Annotated in this window: 11 protein-coding genes and 1 pseudogene; 8 read left to right on the top strand and 4 right to left on the bottom strand. The window is 72.1% G+C overall.

Annotated features, from left to right (window positions below; translation table 11 throughout):
* Positions 1 to 100: 100 nt before the first annotated feature.
* Positions 101 to 1,678 carry a 1,4-alpha-glucan branching protein domain-containing protein gene (locus tag G6N25_RS02580; protein WP_083074656.1) on the bottom strand — a complete coding sequence of 526 codons (1,578 nt, stop codon included), beginning with the start codon at positions 1,676 to 1,678 and terminating at the stop codon, positions 101 to 103.
* Positions 1,675 to 2,484 (bottom strand): class I SAM-dependent methyltransferase, encoded by an 810-nt coding sequence (locus tag G6N25_RS02575; RefSeq protein WP_083074657.1) that lies wholly within the window; start codon positions 2,482 to 2,484, stop codon positions 1,675 to 1,677. The genes G6N25_RS02580 and G6N25_RS02575 overlap by 4 nt, the downstream gene beginning before the upstream one ends.
* A 192-nt stretch (positions 2,485 to 2,676) precedes the next feature.
* Between G6N25_RS02575 and G6N25_RS02570 the strand changes: the two genes are divergently transcribed.
* From G6N25_RS02570 to mnmA, 6 genes are all read left to right on the top strand, one after another.
* Positions 2,677 to 3,477: an electron transfer flavoprotein subunit beta/FixA family protein gene (locus G6N25_RS02570; protein WP_083074658.1), complete on the top strand. Its 801-nt coding sequence runs from the start codon at positions 2,677 to 2,679 to the stop codon at positions 3,475 to 3,477.
* A gap of 23 nt (positions 3,478 to 3,500) precedes the next feature.
* Entirely contained in the window at positions 3,501 to 4,457 is a 957-nt protein-coding gene (locus G6N25_RS02565; protein ID WP_083074659.1) for an electron transfer flavoprotein subunit alpha/FixB family protein, read from the top strand.
* Between the two features lie 267 nt (positions 4,458 to 4,724).
* Positions 4,725 to 5,567 carry a GNAT family N-acetyltransferase gene (locus G6N25_RS02560; RefSeq protein ID WP_083074660.1) on the top strand — a complete coding sequence of 281 codons (843 nt, stop codon included), beginning with the start codon at positions 4,725 to 4,727 and terminating at the stop codon, positions 5,565 to 5,567.
* Complete coding sequence (locus G6N25_RS02555; RefSeq protein ID WP_083074661.1) at positions 5,564 to 6,409, top strand: lysophospholipid acyltransferase family protein; 846 nt, start codon at positions 5,564 to 5,566, stop codon at positions 6,407 to 6,409. The genes G6N25_RS02560 and G6N25_RS02555 overlap by 4 nt, the downstream gene beginning before the upstream one ends.
* A gap of 33 nt (positions 6,410 to 6,442) precedes the next feature.
* A complete protein-coding gene (locus G6N25_RS02550) occupies positions 6,443 to 7,621 on the top strand; it encodes a cysteine desulfurase family protein (RefSeq protein WP_083074662.1) in 1,179 nt (392 codons plus the stop codon).
* Positions 7,622 to 8,731 carry a tRNA 2-thiouridine(34) synthase MnmA gene (gene mnmA, locus G6N25_RS02545; protein WP_142272695.1) on the top strand — a complete coding sequence of 370 codons (1,110 nt, stop codon included), beginning with the start codon at positions 7,622 to 7,624 and terminating at the stop codon, positions 8,729 to 8,731.
* A gap of 55 nt (positions 8,732 to 8,786) precedes the next feature.
* Here the strand turns inward: mnmA and G6N25_RS02540 are convergent, their stop codons facing one another.
* Together G6N25_RS02540 and G6N25_RS02535 are read right to left on the bottom strand one after the other, a co-directional pair.
* Positions 8,787 to 9,161 carry a hypothetical protein gene (locus G6N25_RS02540; protein ID WP_083074663.1) on the bottom strand — a complete coding sequence of 125 codons (375 nt, stop codon included), beginning with the start codon at positions 9,159 to 9,161 and terminating at the stop codon, positions 8,787 to 8,789.
* A gap of 26 nt (positions 9,162 to 9,187) precedes the next feature.
* Positions 9,188 to 9,831, bottom strand: a pseudogene (locus G6N25_RS02535) (sensor domain-containing protein).
* A gap of 95 nt (positions 9,832 to 9,926) precedes the next feature.
* Between G6N25_RS02535 and G6N25_RS02530 the strand changes: the two are divergent.
* Together G6N25_RS02530 and ligA are read left to right on the top strand one after the other, a co-directional pair.
* A complete protein-coding gene (locus G6N25_RS02530; RefSeq protein WP_083074706.1) occupies positions 9,927 to 10,940 on the top strand; it encodes a uroporphyrinogen decarboxylase/cobalamine-independent methonine synthase family protein in 1,014 nt (337 codons plus the stop codon).
* Between the two features lie 34 nt (positions 10,941 to 10,974).
* The gene (gene ligA, locus G6N25_RS02525; RefSeq protein ID WP_083074664.1) at positions 10,975 to 13,062 is read left to right on the top strand and encodes an NAD-dependent DNA ligase LigA; all 2,088 of its coding nucleotides are present in this window, start codon (positions 10,975 to 10,977) and stop codon (positions 13,060 to 13,062) included.
* Positions 13,063 to 13,064 lie beyond the last annotated feature (2 nt).

Genomic DNA, 13,064 nt, shown 5'->3' with positions numbered 1-13,064 from the left:
AAACTGCGTCGCGAGCGTGCGCAGTTGTACAGCCGCAACGGCGTGTCGCCGTACAAACACGCACGCTCGCGGGGAGGGAGCTCGCGGGGAAGAGAAAAGCTCATGGCAGCCTGCGCGCGTCTAGGGCGCCGAACAGGCCGTCGGCGCGGTTCCAGCCGTCGGCCAGGCGCTCGGCGGCGTCGCGGCGGCCCGAGGCCAGCGCCCCGGCGATCTCCCGGGTGGCGTGGGCGTGCAGGTGGGCACGGTAGCGGGCGTAGTCGGCGGCCGAGTCCTTGCTGACCATGAACGGCCAGTCGCTGGAGACGGTGAGCAGCGTCTCGCGCAGGATCTGGTCGGCGACCCGGTCACGGGGGAGCGGCCCGTCCAGCGACGCCGTCTGCGAGAGCGCCTTGTCGACGGTGCTCAGCGCCGTGTCGACAACCTCGGTGTTGAGCTGGACCAGGTCGGCCACCTTGTCGCCGGCCCACACCTGCCAGTCCTTACCCGAGCCCCACGAGCTGGGCGGCAGGGCGACGGGGTCGCCGACGAACCCGGCGTCGATCGCGTCGCACAGGGTGCCCACCCGGACGCCGGCGGCCGGCAGGGCGCGCAGCACCCGCGCCAGCCACGTCGGGCCCTCGTACCACCAGTGACCGAACAGCTCGGTGTCGAAGGCCGCGACGACGTGGGCGGGTCGCCCGATGCGCTCGGACTCGCTCGACAGCCGGGTGCGGACCATGTCGACGAAGTCGGCGACGTGGGCGTCGACCGCCCGCTCGGCGCGCTCGGGATCGTAGGGCGCCTTGTCCTCCGAGGCCACGTTGCGGCCCGTCACCCGGGCCGGCTTGAGGCCGGTGAGGTGGTCGTAGGTGTGGAAGTCGCGGTAGGCGGCGTGCCCCGGGTAGCCGGATTTCGGCGACCACACCCGGTAGCTGACCTGCAGGTCGCGCCCGAACGCGACCACGCCGGTGTCGCCGACGGGGCGGCCCAGCGCGGTGTCGCCGTGCAGGGACGGGCCGTCGACCATGAAGTGCGTGACGCCCGCGGCGGCGTAGTCGGTTTCCATGCCGGGGGCATACGCGCATTCGGGCGCCCAGATCCCGGTCGGCGTGTGGGCCAGCCGCTGGCGCGCGTCGGCCAGGCCCTCGCGCAGCGCGAACTCGCGCAGCCGCGGCGCCAGCAGCGGCTGGAACGGGTGGGCCAGCGGGCCGCCGAGCAGCTCCACCGTGCCGGCGTCGATCAGGCCGCGCAGCAGCGGGCTGCCGCCGTGCCGCCACAGGGTGCCGAAGTCGTCCAGCGCCTGATCCGCCTCCGCCTCCTCGCGAATCCCGAACGCCCGCAACGCCTCCGGGGCGCACGACTGATAGCCGGCCGACTTCGATCGTGAGGCGGACCGCACGCTGGCCGCCTCGGCGGCCCGCAGCCGCCAGTTGGCCAGCCAGTGATGCATGCCGTCGAGGCAGTACGGGTCGTCGAGCTGGGCGTTGACCACCGGCGTGACGCCGAGCGTGACCACACCGCGCCGGTCCTCGTCGGCCAGCGCGCGCAGCACCCGCACCAGCGGCAGGTAGGCCGCCGCCCAGGACTGGTAGAGCCATTCCTCGCCGACCGGCCAGCGGCCGTGATGGGCCAGCCACGGCAGGTGGGTGTGCAGCACCAGGGTGAACATGCCGGGCACGCGGCTGCGGGGCGCGCTCATGGCCGCACCGCGATCGCGATGAGGTCCAGGCTGTCGTCGATGTCACGCTCGCTCGAGTCGATCAGGTCGAAGTCGTCCGCGGTGACCGCGGCGACGTCGGCCGCAAGGCCGGGCGGCCACGGTGCGTCGGCCATCGCCCGTGCGATCTGCGCGTCGATGATGGATCCGCCGTGGCGCGCGTCCATCTCGGCCAGCCGCGGCCCGTGGAACAGCCCGTGCATGGCCACCCCGGAGAAACCCGCGTCGACCAGCAGCTCGGTGAGCTCAACGGCGTTGAGTTCGCGGGTGTGAAACGGGTTGATCGGGGTGTCGCGGCCCGGCGAGAACGTGATCCGGTTGGGCGTCGACACCATCAGCAGCCCGGCGGGGCGCAGCACCCGGGCGCACTCGGCCACGAACTGTGACTGGTCCCACAGGTGCTCGATGACCTGGAAGTTCACCACCACGTCCACCGACGCGTCGGGCAGCGGAAGCTCGGCCAGGTTGGCTTGCATGAGCTCCACCCGGGGGTAGCGGCCGCGGACGTGGGCCACCGCGGCCGCGTCGTAGTCCACCGCGACGACCCGGCGGGCCACCCCGGCGATCAGGTCGGCGCCGTAACCTTCGCCACACCCGGCCTCGAGCACCTCGCGGCCCGCGCAGCGCGGCGCCAGCCGCTGGTAAACCACCTGATGGCGGCGAAACCAGTAGTTCTCGACGTCCAGGTCGGGAATGGTGCGCTCGCCCGTCAGCGTCAACACCGCGTCGGCCGCCGGCGAGGTGTCGTCGGGGGCGCGCTGGGGGACGTCGGGGACAGATGCGCTCATTGCATAGGCAGGCTAACGCGAAGTGTCCGATTCGCGAACCGCGCCGCAAGAACGCGCACTACGACCCGCTATGGTGTGAAGGCAGACCGCGCAAAGTTACCGGGTAGTAACCCGGCCGTGCGTGGCGAAACGTGTACTGAGGTCTCGTGGTCGAGAACCGCGCGACCCCTTCGAGGAGGACGAACCAGACTCATGACGAACATCGTGGTCCTGATCAAGCAGGTCCCGGACACCTGGTCGGAGCGCAAACTCACCGACGGTGATTTCACGCTGGACCGCGAGGCCGCCGACGCGGTGCTGGACGAGATCAACGAGCGCGCCGTGGAAGAGGCGCTGCAGATCCGGGAGAAGGAAGCCGCCGACGGCGTCGAGGGGTCGGTGACCGTGCTGACCGCGGGCCCGGAGCGGGCCACCGAGGCGATCCGCAAGGCCCTGTCCATGGGCGCCGACAAGGCCGTTCACCTCAAGGACGACGGCCTGCACGGCTCGGATCTGATCCAGACCGGCTGGGCGCTGGCGCGCGCGCTGGGCACCATCGAGGGCACCGAGCTGGTGATCGCCGGCAACGAGGCCACCGACGGCGTCGGCGGCGCGGTGCCGGCCGTCATCGCCGAATACCTGGGCCTGCCGCAGCTCACCCACCTGCGGAAGCTGTCGGTCGAGGGCGGCAGGGTCACCGGCGAGCGGGAGACCGACGAGGGCGTGTTCACCCTCGAGGCCACGCTGCCCGCGGTGGTGAGCGTGACCGAGAAGATCAACGAGCCGCGCTTCCCGTCCTTCAAGGGCATCATGGCGGCCAAGAAGAAAGAGGTCACGGTGCTGACCCTGGCCGAGATCGGTGTCGAGGCCGACGAGGTCGGGCTGGCCAACGCCGGGTCGACTGTGCTGACGTCGACGCCGAAGCCGCCGAAGACCGCGGGTGAGAAGGTCGCCGACGAGGGCGAGGGCGGCAACCAGATCGCGCAGTACCTGGTCGCCGAGAAAATCATCTAGAGACGAGAAGAGCGATATAACCCATGGCTGAAGTTTTGGTGCTCGTCGAGCACGCCGAAGGCGCGGTCAAGAAGGTCACCGCCGAATTGATCACCGCCGCACGGGCTTTGGGCGAGCCGGCCGCCGTCGTGGTCGGCGCGCCGGGCACGGCCGCGCCGCTGGCCGACGCCCTGAAGGAGGCCGGCGCCGCCAAGATCTACGTCGCCGAGTCCGACGACGTCGACAAGTACCTGATCACGCCGGTGGTCGACGTGCTGGCAGCGCTGGCCGAATCGGCTTCTCCGGCAGCGATTCTGCTGGCCGCCAACGCCGACGGCAAGGAGATCGCGGGCCGGCTCGCGGCCCGGCTCGGGTCGGGCCTGCTGGTCGACGTGGTCGAGGTCCGAGAAGGCGCCAAGGCCGTGCATTCCATCTTCGGGGGCGCGTTCACCGTCGAGGCGCAGGCCAACGGCGACACCCCGGTGATCACGGTGCGGGCCGGTGCCGTCGACGCGGAGCCGTCGGCCGGTGCGGGCGAGCAGGTCACCGTCGAGGTGCCAGCCGCCGCCGAGAACGCGACCAGGATCACCGCCCGCGAGCCCGCGGTCGCCGGCGACCGCCCGGAGCTCACCGAGGCCACCATCGTGGTGTCCGGTGGCCGCGGCGTCGGCAGCGCGGAGAACTTCAGCGTGGTCGAGGCGCTGGCCGACTCGCTGGGTGCGGCCGTCGGGGCGTCGCGCGCCGCGGTCGACTCGGGCTACTACCCGGGCCAGTTCCAGGTGGGCCAGACCGGCAAGACGGTGTCGCCGCAGCTGTACATCGCGCTGGGCATCTCCGGGGCGATCCAGCATCGCGCGGGCATGCAGACCTCGAAGACCATCGTCGCGGTCAACAAGGACGAAGAGGCGCCGATCTTCGAGATCGCCGACTACGGCGTGATCGGTGACCTGTTCAAGGTCGCGCCGCAGCTGACCGACGCGATCAAGGCCCGCAAGGGCTGACGAGGCACGCCGGGGCGCGTCCTGCCCCGGTTTCCCATCGGTCACGATTTCCCCATCCGTCACGAATAGGTGGGGGGCACCCGATGTGCCCACCTCAGCGCGACAACGGGCAAGATGCCGGTGGCGCCCCCGGTGACTCGAGTGACGGATGGGACGTCGTGAACGCCGTGAGCTAGGCCCCGGCCGGCCACATTTCGTCACCTGACGTGCACCGACACGTCACAGCGGCGATGCCGATCGGATCACCGATTGCGCGACTTTGGTGGCATGAGCATCGCTTCCGTCCTGATACCCAGCGACGAGCCGGAGGGCGCGGCCACCAGCCCGTCCGGGCCGCGCTATTCGCTGTTGCTGTCCACCGACCCCGGCCTGGTCGAGGCGGCGCAGCGGCTCCGGTACGACGTGTTCGCCAGCACGCCCGGCTTCGCCCTTCCGGCGACGGGACACCGCGACGCCGACCGGTTCGACGAGTACTGCGATCACCTGCTGGTCCGCGACGACGACAGCGGCGAGCTGGTGGGTTGTTACCGGATGCTCGCGCCGGCCGGCGCGATCGCGGCCGGGGGCCTCTATACCGCGACGGAATTCGACGTGCGCGCCTTCGACCCGCTGCGGCCGTCGCTGGTGGAGATGGGACGCGCGGTGGTGCGGGACGGTCACCGCAACGGCGGCGTGGTGCTGTTGATGTGGGCGGGCATCCTCGCCTACCTGGACAAATATGGCTACGACTACGTGACCGGCTGCGTGTCGGTGCCCATCGGCGACGAATCGGACCATCACGCGCCGGGCAGCCAGCTGCGCGGCGTCCGCGACTTCGTCCTGAGCCGGCACGCCGCGCCACCCCAGTACCGGGTGCGCCCCCACCGGCCGGTGCGCGTGGACGGGCGGGCCCTCGACGACATCCCCGCGCCGCCAAGGCCCGCGGTTCCGGCCCTGATGCGCGGGTACCTGCGGCTGGGCGCGCAGGTCTGCGGGGAGCCGGCGCACGACCCGGACTTCGGTGTCGGCGACTTCTGCGTGCTGCTGGACAAACGGCGCGCCGATACCCGATATCTCAAGCGATTGCGGTCGGTATCGGCCGCGACCGAGATGGCGGGCGGCGCGCGATGAACGCTCCCGCGGTCACCGGACACCCCTGGCTGCCGCGCGCGACGTGCGACATCGGCTGTGTGGGTGTCGGCGACGCCGCGGGCTCACCGCGGTCGCGGATGGCGCTGCGGGTGGCGCTGCGCGTCCTGCTGGCGCTGCTGTTGGCGCCGGGGATGCCGCTGCTCGCGGTCCCGCTGCCGGGGCGGACCAGCGTGCAGCGCGTCTACTGCCGGCTGGTGCTGCGCTGCTTCGGTGTCCGGATCACGTTGTCGGGCAACCCGATTCGCAACCTGCGCGGGGTCCTGGTGGTCAGCGGCCACGTGTCCTGGCTGGACGCCTTCGCCATCGGCTCGGTGTTGCCCGGGTCGTTCGTCGCGCGGGCCGACATGTTCACCGGGCCGGCCACCGGCGTCGTGGCCCGCATGTGCAAGATCATCCCGATCGAGCGGGCCAGCCTGCGGCGGCTGCCCGGCGTGGTGGACACCGTCGCGCGCCGGCTGCGCGCGGGCCAGACGGTGGTGGCCTTCCCGGAAGGCACCACCTGGTGCGGCCTGGACCGCGGAGCGTTTTATCCGGCGATGTTCCAGGCCGCGATCGACGCGGGCCGCCCGGTGCAGCCGCTGCGGCTGACCTACCACCACGCCGACGGCAGCGTCTCGACCGCGCCGGCCTTCGTGGGCGACGACACATTGTTGCGGTCGATCTGCCGGCTGCTCACCGTGCGCCGCACCGTGGCGCGGGTGCACGTGGAATCCCTGCAGCTCCCCGGCACCGATCGGCGCGACCTGGCCGGCCGCTGTCAGTCCGCGGTCGGCGTGGCGGCGGCCCGCCGCGCTGGTCACGGGCGCGTGCTGGTGGCCTGAGCAAACGGGCGAGCCGGTATCGTGGGGCGCGTCATGGTCTACCTGGATCACGCCGCCACCACCCCGATGCACCCCACCGCCGTCGAGGCGATGACGGCCGTGTTCGGCACGGTCGGCAACGCGTCGTCGCTGCACACCAGCGGCCGGGCGGCGCGGCGGCGGATCGAGGAATCCCGCGAGCTGATCGCCGACAGGCTGGGCGCGCGCCCGTCCGAGGTGATCTTCACCGCGGGCGGCACCGAGAGCGACAACCTGGCCGTCAAGGGCATCTACTGGGCCCGCCGGGACGCGGATCCGCGCCACCGCCGCATCGTCACCAGTGCGGTCGAGCACCACGCCGTGCTGGACGCGGTGAACTGGCTCGTCGAACACGAAGGCGCCGCGGTGACCTGGCTGCCCACCGCCGCTGACGGGTCGGTGTCGGCGGACGCGCTGCGCGAGGCGCTGCGGAGCCACGACGACGTCGCGCTGGTGTCGGTGATGTGGGCCAACAACGAGGTCGGCACCGTTATGCCGGTCGCCGAACTCGCCGCCGTCGCCGCGGAATTCGGCGTCCCGATGCACAGCGACGCCGTTCAGGCGGTGGGGCAGCTGCCCGTCGACTTCGCCGCCAGCGGGCTGTCGGCGCTGAGCGTGGCCGCGCATAAGTTCGGCGGCCCGCCGGCCGTGGGCGCGCTGCTGCTGCGCCGCGATGTCTCCTGCGTGCCGCTGTCGCACGGCGGCGGGCAGGAGCGCGACATCCGTTCCGGCACACCGGATGTCGCCGGTGCCGTCGGCATGGCGGCGGCGGCCCGCATCGCGGTGGACGGACTCGACTCCAACGGCGCGCGGCTGCGGGCGTTGCGCGACCGCCTGATCGAGGGTGTGCTGACCGAGATCGACGACGTCGTCCTCAACGGTGCGCGGGGCCCGCTGCGGCTTCCCGGCAACGCGCACTTCACCTTCCGCGGTTGCGAGGGCGATGCGCTGTTGATGCTGTTGGACGCCAACGGGATCGAATGCTCGACCGGGTCTGCCTGCACCGCCGGCGTGCCGCAGCCGTCGCACGTGCTGATCGCGATGGGCGCCGACCCGGCCAGCGCCCGCGGATCGCTGCGACTTTCGTTGGGGCACAGCAGCGTCGACGCCGACGTGGACGCGGTGTTGCGGGTGCTGCCCGGCGCCGTGGACCGCGCCCGACGGGCCGCGCTGGCCGCCGCGGGGGCGTCGTAAGTGAAGGTCCTCGCCGCGATGAGCGGCGGCGTCGACTCGTCGGTCGCCGCCGCTCGCATGGTCGATGCCGGGCACGACGTGGTCGGCGTGCACCTGGCGCTGTCAACGGCGCCGGGCGCGTTGCGCACCGGCTCGCGGGGCTGCTGCTCGAAGGAGGACGCGTCGGACGCGCGCCGCGTCGCCGACGTGCTCGGAATCCCTTTCTACGTGTGGGATTTCGCGGAGAGATTCGAGGCCGACGTGATCGACGACTTCGTGTCGTCGTATGCCCGCGGCGAGACGCCGAACCCGTGCGTGCGGTGCAACCAGCGGATCAAGTTCTCGGCGCTGTCGGCGAAGGCCCTCGCGCTGGGCTTCGACGCGGTGGCCACCGGCCACTACGCGCGGCTGTCCGGCGGGCGGCTGCGGCGCGCCGTCGACCGGGACAAGGACCAGTCCTACGTGCTGGCCGTGCTGACCGCCGAGCAGCTGCGCCACGCGGCGTTTCCCATCGGCGACACGGCGAAGCCGCAGATCCGCGCCGAGGCCGCCCGTCGCGCCCTGGCCGTCGCCGACAAGCCGGACAGCCACGACATCTGCTTCATCCCGTCCGGCAACACCCGCGCCTTCCTGGGCGAGCGGATCGGGGTGCGCCGCGGCACCGTGGTCGGCGCGGACGGTGCGGTGCTGGCCACCCACGACGGGGTGCACGGCTTCACCATCGGGCAGCGCAAGGGCCTGGGCATCGCCGGGCCGGGACCCGACGGCCGCCCGCGCTACGTGACGGCCATCGACGCCGACACCGGCACGGTCCGGGTGGGCGAGGCGGCCGACCTCGACGTGCGCGGGCTGGTCGGGCGGTCGCCGGTCTTCACCACGGGAGCGCCACCGCAAGGGCCCGTCGAGTGCGCGGTCCAGGTGCGGGCACACGGTGAAATGGTCGGTGCCGTGGCCGAATTGGTGGGCGACGAGCTCGTCGTGCGGTTGCGCGTTCCGCTGCGCGGGGTCGCGCGCGGGCAGACGCTGGTGCTGTACCGCCCGGACCCGGACGGTGACGAGGTGCTCGGCAGCGCCACCATCGCCGGCGCGTCGCCCCGACGCAGTACCGCTCGCGGCGCGTGCCCCGAGTAATAGGCTCGAATAATCGCCGATCCATGGACTTGTTCGCGGCGGCCGCCTACCGCGTCTAATGGACTGGCGACTGTCCGGCGTCGGTGGTCGGCCCGCGCTCTCCTCGATCGGTGATGATGATCTGAAGAAGGTCGACGATCTGCTGTTGCCCCGCCGCGGTGGCGTCGAATTTACTGCGTATCTGGGCGAAGCCCTGGTCGACATGCTCGCGGAGGTCGACGAAGTCCTCGCGCAGGGCGTTGAAACTCGCCGTCGTGGCTTGACGGAACTCGCGAAGGTCGCGGCGGAACTCGCTGACATCGCGATCGGCAGCTCCGGCGAGCACCCGGGCCGCGGCGGCGTCCTGCTCACTGGCTCGCACTCGCCCCGCTAGGTCGCGCACCTGGTGTTCGAGGTCGGTTACCCGCGATTCGAGGTTCCCGGGCTCCATGAATCGAAGCCTAACGGCCCGACCTTCTAGCCCGGCACGTTGGCGGCGATGTTCGTCATCACGATGTCGGACACCGATTGCGGGAAGCCGCAGTCGGTGACCTCCAGCAGGGCCACCGACCGGACCAGATAGTCGCGGCCGCAGCCGCCGGGCCCAGGTGCAGCGACGTGGCGTTCGCGCTCCAGTCGCCGACCAACGACGGGCCCGCCGAGACGCCCGCGCAGTCCCCGACGGCGCTTACCAGGGCGCCGAAGGCGCGCCGCGCGGTGTCGACGTCTCGATAGGCCGCGGCGCCCTCGGAGATCAGCGCGCCGTCGGGCGGGTCCTGGTAGGTGGTCTTGTGGAACTCGTCGACGTCCGGCCCGAACGTCGCCGTCTCGGCGTAGAGGAACCGGCATTCCCGCGGCGTGGTGTCGGCGAGGGCGTCGATGTCCACCGGGCGGTTGCCGTCCATGGAGGGGATGATCGTCAGATGTTCGCCGGCGCCGGTGATGGCGCGCATCCGCGACTGGTCCAGCAGGATGGTGTCGACGTTCACGCCGTGAACGCCCTTGGCGGCGGGGCCGAAGCCCGGGAGGGCCGTCCCGTCCACCACCCGGGTGCACGCGGCCGCCAGCAGCGCCGCGCCACACGCGCACAACAGCAGCGGCTGCCCCGTTCGTCGCGCCATGTGCCCCACCGTTTCGCACCCTTCCCGGGTGAACCTACCCGCGTCAAACACCCCTCGCGACCGGCGTGCGATACGACGTCGAATACGGTTGCCGGGTGAGTGTTTTCGCGAGGGCCAGCGGCGTCGGATCGTGGCCCGGCACCGCCGCGCGCAACGCCGCCGAGATCGTCGTCGGCGAGTTGGCGGACGCGCTGGCCCACATCGTCGAGCTGCCCGCGCGGGGAGTGGGCGCCGACCTGCTCGGGCGGGCCGGCGCGCTGCTGATCGACGTGGCCATCGACACGGTGCCGCGCGGCTACCGGGTGGCCGCCCGCTCCGGCGCCGTGACGCGCCGGGCCGTCAGCCTCCTCGACGAGGACATGGACGCGCTGGACGAGGCCTGGGAGACCGCCGGGCTGCGCGGCGGCGGACGCGTGGTCAAGGTGCAGGCCCCCGGCCCCATCACGCTGGCCGCCGGGCTCGAGCTGCCCAACGGCCACCGGGCCATCACCGATCCGGGGGCGGTGCGCGACCTGGCGGCGTCGCTGGCCGAGGGCGTCGCCGCACACCGCGCGGCGCTGGCCCGGCGGCTCGACACGCCGGTGTTGGTGCAGTTCGACGAGCCGTCGCTGCCGGCGGCGCTGGGCGGACGGCTGACCGGCGTGACGGCGCTGAGTCCCGTCGCCGCGCTCGACGAGGCGGTCGCCGGCGCGCTGCTCGACACCTGCGTCGCGACCGTGGGCGCCGACGTGTTGCTGCACAGCTGCGCCCCTGCCCTGCCGTGGAAGCTGTTGCAGCGCAGCATGATTAGCGCCGTCTCGGTGGACGCGGGAACGCTGCGGGCGCCGGATCTGGACGGTATCGCCGCGTTCGTGGAATCGGGCCGCACCGTCATGCTCGGCGTGGTCGACGCCGTCGCCCCGGGGCGGTGGCCCTCCGTGCGGGAGGTGGCTGCCGCCGTTGTCGCGGTGACCGATCGGCTCGGCTTCGCCCGCCCGGCGCTGCGCGACCGCATCGGCGTCACCCCGGCGTGCGGTCTGGCGGCAGCGACGCCCGAGTGGGCCCGCGCCGCGGTCGGGCTCGCGCGCGGTGCGGCGGACGCGTTCGCGGACGATCCGGACGCCATCTAGGGCCGCCGTCGGCGCCCTCCGATAGCCTGCCAAGGTGAGTTCGGCAGAGGCGGACCCTGTTGCGCCCGAGGTTCGGCGGGAATGGCGCGAACTGGCCGACGAGGTCCGCGAACACCAGTTTCGCTACTACGTGCGCGACGCGCCGATCATCTCCGACGCGGAGTTCGACCAGCTGCTGCGCCGCCTCGAAGCGCTCGAGGAGCGATACCCCGAGCTGCGCACCCCCGATTCGCCGACGCAGCTCGTCGGCGGCGCCGGCTTTGCTACCGATTTCACGTCGGCCGAGCACTTGGAGCGGATGCTGTCCCTGGACAACGCGTTCAGCGCCGAGGAATTCGAGCTGTGGGCGGCCCGCATCCGCGCCGAGGTCGGTGGCCCCGGTTCGCAGGAGGTGCCTTTCCTGTGTGAGCTCAAGATCGACGGTGTCGCGTTGGCCCTGGTCTATCGCGACGGCCGGCTCGTCCGGGCGGCGACGCGGGGTGACGGCCGCACCGGCGAGGACGTCACGCTGAACGCCCGCACCATCGACGACGTCCCCGAAAGGCTCACCGCGGCCAAGGGCTATCCGGTCCCCACGGTTCTCGAGGTGCGCGGCGAGGTGTTCTTCCGGCTCGCCGACTTCGAGGCCCTGAACGCCGCGCTGGTCGAGGACGGCAAGACGCCGTTCGCCAACCCGCGCAACAGCGCCGCGGGATCGCTCCGGCAGAAGGATCCCGCGGTCACCGCGCGCCGCAAGCTCCGGATGATCTGCCACGGGGTGGGACACACCGAGGGGTTCCGGCCCGCCACCCTGCACGACGCCTACCTCGCGCTGGGCGCCTGGGGCCTGCCCGTCTCGGAGCACACCACCCGGGTCGACGACGTCGCCGGCGCGCTGGAACGCATCACCTACTGGGGCGAGCACCGCCACGACGTCGATCACGAAATCGACGGTGTGGTAGTCAAAGTCGACGACGTGGCGCTGCAACGCCGGCTCGGATCCACCTCGCGGGCGCCGCGCTGGGCGATCGCGTACAAGTACCCGCCCCAGGAGGTGCAGACCAAGCTGCTCGACATCCGGGTCAACGTCGGCAGGACCGGACGCGTCACGCCGTACGCGGTCCTGACGCCGGTCAAGGTCGCCGGGTCGACGGTCGGGCTGGCCACCCTGCACAACGCCGCCGAGGTCAAGCGCAAGGGCGTGCTGATCGGCGACACCGTGGTGATCCGCAAGGCCGGCGACGTGATCCCCGAAGTGCTGGGGCCCGTCGCCGACCTGCGCGACGGCACCGAACACGAATTCGTCATGCCCACCCACTGTCCCGAGTGCGGCAGCCCGCTCGCCCCGGCCAAGGAGGGCGACGCCGACATCCGCTGTCCCAACTCCCGCGCCTGCCCGGCGCAGTTGCGCGAGCGGGTGTTTCACGTCGCCGGCCGGGGCGCGCTGGACATCGAGGGGCTGGGTTACGAGGCCGCCATCGCGCTGCTGCAGGCCGGGGTGATCGACGACGAGGGCGACCTGTTCACCCTCACCGAGGACGACCTGCTGCGCACCGAGCTGTTCCGGACCAAGGCCGGCGGGTTGTCGGCGAACGGCGCGCGGCTGCTGGCCAACCTGGACAAGGCCAAGGCCGCGCCGCTGTGGCGGGTGCTGGTGGCGTTGTCGATCCGGCACGTCGGGCCGACGGCCGCCCGCGCGCTGGCCACCGAATTCGGCAACCTCGAGGCGATCGAAGGTGCGTCCACCGAGCAGCTGGCCGCGGTCGAGGGCGTGGGTCCGACGATCGCCGCGGCGGTCACCGAATGGTTCACGGTCGACTGGCACCGGGCGATCGTCGACAAGTGGCGGGCCGCCGGGGTGCGGATGGCCGACGAACGCGACGCCAGCGTGCCGCGCACGCTGGCGGGCCTGACCGTCGTGGTCACCGGTTCGCTGGCCGGTTTTTCCCGCGACGACGCCAAGGAGGCGATCGTGGCGCGCGGCGGCAAGGCCGCGGGTTCGGTGTCGAAGAAGACCGACTACGTCGTCGCCGGCGACTCGCCGGGCTCCAAGTACGACAAGGCGGTGGAGCTCGGGGTGCCAGTCCTCGACGAGGACGGCTTCCGGCGGCTGTTGGACGAGGGCCCGTCGGGCGGGGCGTAGTT

The sequence above is a fragment of the Mycobacterium heidelbergense genome, from assembly GCF_010730745.1.
GTDB classification, from domain to species: domain Bacteria; phylum Actinomycetota; class Actinomycetes; order Mycobacteriales; family Mycobacteriaceae; genus Mycobacterium; species Mycobacterium heidelbergense.
This window is presented reverse-complemented; position numbering and strand designations above follow the sequence as displayed.

Excerpts from the sequence above, each read along its gene's own strand:
- G6N25_RS02580 (WP_083074656.1), bottom strand. The coding sequence starts at position 1,678 with ATGAGCGCGCCCCGCAGCCGCGTGCCCGGCATGTTCACCCTGGTGCTG.
- G6N25_RS02575 (WP_083074657.1), bottom strand. The coding sequence starts at position 2,484 with ATGAGCGCATCTGTCCCCGACGTCCCCCAGCGCGCCCCCGACGACACC.
- G6N25_RS02570 (WP_083074658.1), top strand. The coding sequence starts at position 2,677 with ATGACGAACATCGTGGTCCTGATCAAGCAGGTCCCGGACACCTGGTCG.
- G6N25_RS02565 (WP_083074659.1), top strand. The coding sequence starts at position 3,501 with ATGGCTGAAGTTTTGGTGCTCGTCGAGCACGCCGAAGGCGCGGTCAAG.
- G6N25_RS02560 (WP_083074660.1), top strand. The coding sequence starts at position 4,725 with ATGAGCATCGCTTCCGTCCTGATACCCAGCGACGAGCCGGAGGGCGCG.
- G6N25_RS02555 (WP_083074661.1), top strand. The coding sequence starts at position 5,564 with ATGAACGCTCCCGCGGTCACCGGACACCCCTGGCTGCCGCGCGCGACG.
- G6N25_RS02550 (WP_083074662.1), top strand. The coding sequence starts at position 6,443 with ATGGTCTACCTGGATCACGCCGCCACCACCCCGATGCACCCCACCGCC.
- G6N25_RS02540 (WP_083074663.1), bottom strand. The coding sequence starts at position 9,161 with ATGGAGCCCGGGAACCTCGAATCGCGGGTAACCGACCTCGAACACCAG.